We start from the raw sequence: 7,155 nt of genomic DNA, 5'->3' as shown, positions 1-7,155 counted from the left end.
CAGAAAGATGGGCAGATCCATTTGATTTAATGGGAGCAGTAGTATTCTTAGCAAGTAAAGCATCAGATTATGTAAATGGACATATTCTAGCAGTAGATGGAGGATGGCTAGTTAGATAGAAGGTTGGTATTATGATAGTAATAGATAATACAGTATCAATTCAAGAAACAATAGATAATTGTAATGAAAAAGAGATAGAAATCTACCTAAAAAAGGGGATATATAAAGAAAAAATATATATTAATAAAGCTAATGTAAAACTTTATGGAGAAGATAAAGAGGAAGTTATAATTCAATGGAATGATGCCTCAGATACTGTAAAAAGAGATGGAAGTGATGGGACATACGGTACTACTGGAAGTGCAACTGTAACAATTTCATCAGAGGCTACTGGATTTAAAGCTAAAAATATAACATTTAAAAATAGTTTTGATTATGATAACAGCTTGTTTAAAAATAAGCAAGCTGTTGCATTAAAAAATGATGCTGACAAGTCTCAATTTGAGGATTGTAACTTTATTGGAAGACAGGATACCCTATATGCAAACAATGGTAGACAATACTACTTAAATTGCTATATAGAGGGACATGTAGATTTTATTTTTGGAGGAGCACAAGCATATTTTGAAAAGTGTATTCTCTTTTCTAAGGATAAAAAAGATGATAAAGTCAATGGATATGTTACTGCACCTTCAACAAAAGAGGATAGAGAGCTTGGATATATTATTGATAATTGCTCATTCCAAAGTGATACTAAGGAAAATACAGTATATTTAGGAAGACCGTGGCATCCAGGAAAAAGACCAGGACATAATCCAAGTGTAGTAATAATGAATTCATATTTAGGAAAACATATTAATAATGAAGGTTGGACAATGATGTCTGGTTTTTCTCCAGATGATGCAAGATTTTATGAATATAATAACTTTGGAGAAGGAGCAAAATCTAATTTAAGAAGGCGTATCTTAAATGAAGAGGAAGTAAAAAAATATAGTAAGGATAATTTATTTAAAGATTGGAAAATTTAATAGTATAGATTCAATAGTTTATTGAGTAAAAGGAGATAAAATGTTAGATAGAAAAGAATTAAATTTACCTAAATATCCAGAAAGAGTAATTCAATTTGGAGAAGGAAATTTTTTAAGATGTTTTTTTGATTGGCAATTAGATATTTTAAACAGAGAGCACAACCTTAATGCTGGAGTTGCAGTAGTAAGACCTATTGATTATGATGCAGTACCTCTTTTAAATATTCAAGATGGACTATACACTTCAATTATTAGAGGGATTAATGAAAAGGGAGAAGTTGTAAAAGATTATAGAATTATATCTTCAATCAACAGAGAGATTCCAGTATATAAAGAGTTTGATGAATATTTAAAACTTGCTCACAACCCAGATATTAGATTTATAGTTTCAAATACAACAGAGGCTGGAATAGTATTTAGCGATAAAGATAGATATGATGATAGACCTCAAAATACATATCCAGCAAAATTAACTAGACTTTTACATGAAAGATTTAAAACATTTAACGGAGCAGAGGACAAAGGATTTATTCTAATGCCTTGTGAACTTATTGATTACAATGGTGAGGAGTTAAAAAGAATAGTTTTAAAATATGTTGAACTATGGAACTTAGAGCCAGAATTTAAAACTTGGTTGGAAAAATCAAATGTATGGTGTTCTACATTAGTTGATAGAATTGTTACTGGATATCCAAGAGCTGAAAAAGATGAACTAGAAAAAGAGTTAGGATATGAAGATAAATTTATGGTAACTGGAGAGTATTTCTATCTATTTGTAATTCAAGGACCTAAAGATATTCTAACTAAAGAGTTACATCTTGAAAATGCAGGATTAAATATTCTTATAGTTGATGATCTAAAACCATATAAGATGAGAAAAGTAGGAATCTTAAACGGAGCTCATACAGCAATGGTACCAGTATCATACTTATATGGAATTGATACAGTGAGAGAAACTATGGAAAATGATGAGTTAAGAGAGTTTGTTGAAAAAGCTATTGATGAGGAGATTATCCCAGCATTAGATATGGATAAAAATGAACTTGTAGAGTTTAAAAATGCTGTAATTAACAGATTTAAAAATCCATATGTAAAACATATGCTTATAGATATTGCTTTAAACTCAACATCAAAATACAAAACAAGAATACTTCCACAAGTATTAGAAACATATAAAAGAACAGGAAAACTTCCAAAAAGACTTCTATTCTCTCTAGCTTGTTTAATTAGATTCTACAAGGGTGTAAGAGAAAATGGAGATGCAATCAATTTAAGAGATGATCAAAAATTCTTAGATATGTATAGAGAACTATGGCAAACATCAGATTATAGAAAGATTGTTGAAACAGTTCTAGGAATGAAAGATCACTGGGAAATTGATTTGAATACAGTTGAAGGAATGACTGATTTAGTAACATCATACTTAGAAAAAATTGATACTAAGGGAGTTAAAGAAGCTTTAAAAGAGTTAAAATAACAGAAGAGGTAAGAGAGATGAAGGAATTTATAAAGATCAATGAGTGTGATAATGTAATTATTGCATTGAGAGATTATAAAAAAGATGAAGTTATAGATTTAGAAGATGCAAAGATAACTCTTTTAGAAGATATTAATAGAGGACATAAAATAGCTATAAAAAATATCAATAAAGGAGAAAATATTGTAAAGTATGGACTTCCTATTGGATATGCTCTTGAAGATATAAAAATAGGAAATTGGGTACATACTCACAATACAAAGACAAATTTAAAGGATCTTAACACATATAGCTACACTCCTAAATTTACAGATAGAAAACTTGATTTAGAAGATATTAAAGTAAATGTATATAAGAGAAAAAATGGAGATGTAGGAGTAAGAAATGAACTTTGGATAGTTCCAACAGTTGGTTGTGTAAATGGAATTGCTCAAAGAATAAAGGATGCTTTCTTAGCTGAAGTTGGAGAGTTAGAGATAGATAATATAAATGTACTTACTCACAACTATGGTTGTTCTCAACTTGGAGAGGACCATATAAATACTAGAATTATACTTCAAAATACAGTAAAACATCCAAATGCAGGGGGAGTGCTTGTACTTGGATTAGGTTGTGAAAATAATCAAGTAGCTGAGTTTGAAAAAACACTTGGAGAATATGACGGGGAAAGAGTTAAGTTTCTAATCTCTCAAGAGGTAGAAGATGAGATAAAAGCTGGGAAAAATATCCTATTAGATCTATATAATAAAATGAAAAATGATAAGAGAGAGGAAGTTAGTATAAGTGCAATTAACTTTGGACTAGAGTGTGGAGGTTCAGATGGACTTTCAGGAATTACAGCTAACCCTATGTTAGGATATTTTTCAGATTATATAATTGCATTAGGAGGAACAACTGTTTTAACAGAGGTTCCAGAGATGTTTGGTGCTGAAACTCTTTTAATGGAAAGATGTAAAGATGAGGAGACATTTGAAAAATGTGTTCATATGATAAATGATTTTAAAGAGTACTTTATCAAAAATGGACAAGAGATATATGAAAACCCATCACCTGGAAATAAAAAAGGTGGAATTACAACACTAGAGGATAAATCTTTAGGATGTACTCAAAAATCTGGTACATCAAAAGTTATAGATGTGTTGAAATATGGAGAGGTTTTAAAGGAGAAAGGGCTTAATCTTTTAAGTGCTCCAGGAAATGACTTAGTAGCTACAACAGCTCTTGCAGCAGCAAAATGTCATTTAGTACTATTTACAACAGGAAGAGGAAACCCATATGGTGGATATGTGCCAACAGTAAAAATCTCAACAAATACGCAATTATATGAGAAAAAAAGAAAGTGGATAGATTTTAATGCTGGAAGAATAGTAACTGAAAATATGAGTTTTGAAGAGATAACAAAGGAATTTATAGATTATATAGTTTCAGTTATAAATGGAGAAAAAACTAATAATGAGAAAAATAGATTCCAAGAGATAGCAATATTTAAATCAGGAGTAACATTATAAAGTAGGAGATGATTTTAAAAATGAGAGAATTTATGTGTGATGACTTTTTATTAATGACAGACACTGCTAAAACTTTATACCATAACTATGCTAAAAATATGCCTATTTATGACTTCCACTGTCACTTAAACCCAAAAGAGATATATGAAAATAAAAAATATAAAAATATCACTGAAGTATGGCTAGGTGGAGATCATTACAAATGGAGAGCAATGAGATCTAATGGTGTAGATGAAAAATATATCACTGGAGATGCTGATGATAAAGAGAAATTTATGAAATGGGCTGAAACTATTGATGAATGCTATGGAAACCCACTTTTCCATTGGACACACCTTGAATTAAAAAGATTTTTCGGAATAGATTTAGTTCTTTCTAAAGAAACTGCTGAAGAGGTTTGGAACTTAACTAACGAAAAACTAGCTACTGACAAATTTACAGCTAGAGAGTTAATCAAAATGTCAAATGTAAAAACTCTATGCACAACAGATGATCCTATTGATTCACTAGAATATCATATAGCTTTAAAAGAAGATAAATCATTTGATGTTGTTGTAAATCCAGCATTTAGACCAGATAAGGGAATAAGAATTGAAAAAGATGAGTTTATCCCTTGGTTTAATAGATTAGAAGATATTTATGGAGAGAAAATTGATAGTATAGATAAATATACTTCAGCTCTTGAAGGTAGAATAGAGTTTTTCCACCAAGTTGGTTGTAGAATCTCTGACCATGCTCTTGACCCTGTTGTTTTTGAAAAGGGAACAAAAGAGGAAGTAAACGCTATTTTATTAAAAAAATTAGCTGGGGAAGAGTTAACTGAAAAAGAGGTTAAACAATTTAAAACTTATGTAATGATATTCTTAGGAAAAGAGTATTCAAAGAGAAAATGGGTTATGCAAATTCATGTGGGATGTATCAGAAACAACTCAACAAGAATGTTCAATAAACTTGGAGCAGATACTGGTTATGATGCAATAGATGATGAACTATTCCTAAGAGCATTATCAAAATTATTAGATACTCTTGATACAACAGATGAGTTACCAAAAACAATAATTTATAACTTAAACCCTAGAGATAATGAAGCAATAGGAACATTAATTGGATGTTTCCAAGATGGAAAAACTCCTGGTAAAATTCAATTTGGTTCTGGTTGGTGGTTCTTAGATCAAAAAGATGGAATGACTAGACAGATGACAGCTTTAGCAAACCTTGGATTACTATCAAGATTTGTAGGAATGTTAACAGATTCAAGAAGTTTCCTATCATATACAAGACATGAGTATTTTAGAAGAATACTTTGCAATCTTTTAGGGGATTGGGTTGAAAGAGGAGAACTTCCTAATAATATAGAAAGACTTGGAAAAATGGTAGAGAATATCTGCTATAACAATGTAAATAATTATATAGTTAAATAGTGAATAAAAAATTCCAGTGAGTAATCACTGGAGTTTTTTATATATACCTATTCCTTTAAACTTTCAGCTAATTTGTCAAAACCTAACTTTTGGAATAACTCCTTCTCAGCAACAGATGGAATTTCCTTTTTTTCAATAGCATTTACAACTCTCTTATCAAAAGGAACTTTTACAGAAACTTCAAATCCTTTATCTTTTAAAAATTCCTCTATTTTATTAGCCATCTCAATTGAAAGATCATATTTATTTATAACAAAATATGGTTTTATTCTAAATCTTTCTATTAATTCCAACACTCTTTCTAAATCATGTAACCCAGAAAGTGTTGGTTCAGTGACAATTACAGCTTTTTTAACCCCAGTTAATGAGCTTATAACATTACAAGCCACTCCAGGAGCTCCATCTAAAAGAATATATTTCCTGTTTTCATCTTGAGCTATCTTTTTAGCCTTTTTTCTTACTTCAGCCACTAATTTGCCAGAGTTTTCCTCACCAGGAAAAAGACAAGCATGAACCATTTTTCCATATTTAGTTTCAGAAACATAGATCTCCCCAGCCTCATTATCTACCATTTTAATAGCTCCCACAGGGCAAACATACTCACAGATGCTACAACTTTCACATTTTTTAGGATTTTCTATTGCATCAAATCTACAAACTTCATAACATTTTCCACAATCAATGCAAAATTCTCTATCTAACTTAGCTTTTTTCATACCATAGAAACTCTCTTTTTCACTATTTTGTGGGTTGAAAAGTATTTGAAGATTAGGAGCATCTACATCGCAGTCACCTATAACTATATCTTGAAAATATGGTATTAATGAAGATGTAATTGTAGTTTTTCCTGTTCCACCCTTTCCTGAAATCACTACTATCTCTTTAATTTCCATAGCTTTTCACCCTCTTTAAAATAGTTTCAAAATTCTCTCTATACTCTGATAAAGCATCTGCTATTATCTCACCTTTAGAGTATGTTTCAGCAATTTTTCTATCAAATGGGATTGTTCCAATAATCTCAATTTTCTCATCATCACAATATTTTTTTACAATATTTTCATCTTCATCAAATTTATTGATAACTACTCCAAAAGGAATTTTCATATCTCTTAACAGTTGAACTACCAGTTTCATATCACTTAAGCCAAAAGGAGATGGTTCAACAACAATGATTGCAAAATCTGCCACTTCAACTGCTGAAACAGTAGTACAAGCTGTTCCAGGTGGACAATCTATTAAGAAATCCTTTTCTTCAGTATTTTTATAGATCTCTTTTATTATTTTAACTCCAGACATCTCACCAATATTTAATTTTCCATATTTATTTACAGAGTTAAAATATGTTTTTCCAGTAAAAATTTTTCCTATCTCCCTTTTCTCCCATGAAATAGCTCCATTTTTACAAACTATTTCACAACCACCACAATCGTGACAAGCCTCTCCAAAGACTATTACACGTTTTTTAGCTGGGATAATAGCATTAAATTTACAAAATTCTCCACACTCTCCACAAAGATTGCACTTTTCCATATTAACTTCTGGAAATCTTGTATAAACAGATTTTACATCTTCAATACCACCTTTTAAGAAAATATGTGAATTTGGCTCTTCAATATCTGTATCTATAAGCAACATTTTTGATATAAAGGCAAGGCTGCTACTTACTGTTGTTTTACCAGTTCCTCCCTTACCACTTAACACAGCTATCTTCATAATTCACC

The 7,155-nt window shown here is 30.5% G+C and carries 7 protein-coding genes; 5 read left to right on the top strand and 2 right to left on the bottom strand.

Annotated features, from left to right (window positions below; all coding sequences use genetic code 11):
* From I6E31_06765 to uxaC, 5 genes are all read left to right on the top strand, one after another.
* A partial coding sequence (locus I6E31_06765) for an SDR family oxidoreductase (GenBank protein MCF2639676.1) occupies window positions 1–119 on the top strand: 119 nt, incomplete at its 5' end.
* Window positions 120–131: 12 nt separating this feature from the next.
* Window positions 132–1,028, top strand: a complete 897-nt coding sequence (locus tag I6E31_06760; protein MCF2639675.1) for a hypothetical protein — start codon at window positions 132–134, stop codon at window positions 1,026–1,028.
* A 40-nt stretch (window positions 1,029–1,068) separates the two neighbouring features.
* The gene (locus I6E31_06755; GenBank protein ID MCF2639674.1) at window positions 1,069–2,505 is read left to right on the top strand and encodes a tagaturonate reductase; all 1,437 of its coding nucleotides are present in this window, start codon (window positions 1,069–1,071) and stop codon (window positions 2,503–2,505) included.
* A gap of 17 nt (window positions 2,506–2,522) precedes the next feature.
* Window positions 2,523–4,013, top strand: coding sequence for an altronate dehydratase (locus tag I6E31_06750; protein ID MCF2639673.1), 1,491 nt, complete (start codon window positions 2,523–2,525; stop codon window positions 4,011–4,013).
* A 20-nt stretch (window positions 4,014–4,033) separates the two neighbouring features.
* Complete coding sequence (uxaC, locus tag I6E31_06745) at window positions 4,034–5,434, top strand: glucuronate isomerase (GenBank protein ID MCF2639672.1); 1,401 nt, start codon at window positions 4,034–4,036, stop codon at window positions 5,432–5,434.
* Between the two features lie 47 nt (window positions 5,435–5,481).
* Here uxaC and I6E31_06740 read toward each other — a convergent pair whose 3' ends face one another.
* Both I6E31_06740 and I6E31_06735 read right to left on the bottom strand, forming a co-directional pair.
* Window positions 5,482–6,327 (bottom strand): ATP-binding protein, encoded by an 846-nt coding sequence (locus tag I6E31_06740; GenBank protein MCF2639671.1) that lies wholly within the window; start codon window positions 6,325–6,327, stop codon window positions 5,482–5,484.
* Window positions 6,317–7,147 carry an ATP-binding protein gene (locus I6E31_06735; protein ID MCF2639670.1) on the bottom strand — a complete coding sequence of 277 codons (831 nt, stop codon included), beginning with the start codon at window positions 7,145–7,147 and terminating at the stop codon, window positions 6,317–6,319. The genes I6E31_06740 and I6E31_06735 overlap by 11 nt, the downstream gene beginning before the upstream one ends.
* Window positions 7,148–7,155 lie beyond the last annotated feature (8 nt).

It is taken from the genome of Fusobacterium varium, from assembly GCA_021531615.1.
Classification (GTDB): Bacteria; Fusobacteriota; Fusobacteriia; order Fusobacteriales; family Fusobacteriaceae; genus Fusobacterium_A; species Fusobacterium_A varium_C.
Note: the sequence above shows the minus strand (reverse complement) of the source record. Positions and strands in the feature narration are given on the sequence as shown.